The organism is Corynebacterium sp. HMSC034E11 (assembly GCF_001835905.1).
Classification (GTDB): domain Bacteria; phylum Actinomycetota; class Actinomycetes; order Mycobacteriales; family Mycobacteriaceae; genus Corynebacterium; species Corynebacterium coyleae.
Genome location: NZ_KV826404.1, coordinates 1 through 437, shown reverse-complemented (window position 1 = coordinate 437; position 437 = coordinate 1). Strand labels below are relative to the sequence as shown.

Sequence of the window (437 nt, the reverse complement as noted above, 5' to 3'; positions counted from 1 at the left end):
GAGCTAGACGACCAGCGGAAAACAGCAGGCCAGGATTGCGGGAACCCAAAACTACGAGGCATAACAGTGCGATACCAAGGACGGTGAGTCTCGCTGCCTAATATGAACGTATGAATCGGGATGCTTTAGAGCCCATTTCGGAGTTGCCTCGTGGCGAGTTCGCCTTTCCAGGCCCGCTCCGTGACGCTCTTGTCAACGCCATCCTGGACGGCACGAAAACTGCGACAGCATCCTTGCTGGCTGAATACCCCAACGACTATCAGCCGCATGAGGAAGTGGGTGCCCTCGAGGCCGTCCTTGACTCACATGACAACGTGGTGTGCGTCATCCGCACGACTGAGGTTCAGATTTACCGGTTGGCGGACGTGAGCGACGAGCATGCCATCGCCGAGGGGGAGGGCTACTGCTGAGTGCGCGTAGTTGGTAGGGGTATTCCG

1 protein-coding gene is annotated in these 437 nt (G+C 57.9%); it reads left to right on the top strand.

What is annotated here, in order from left to right:
- The first annotated feature begins 110 nt into the window (after window positions 1-110).
- On the top strand, window positions 111-410 hold the full coding sequence (locus tag HMPREF2690_RS07225) for an ASCH domain-containing protein (RefSeq protein WP_083320338.1): 300 nt from the start codon (window positions 111-113) through the stop codon (window positions 408-410).
- Window positions 411-437: the final 27 nt, after the last annotated feature.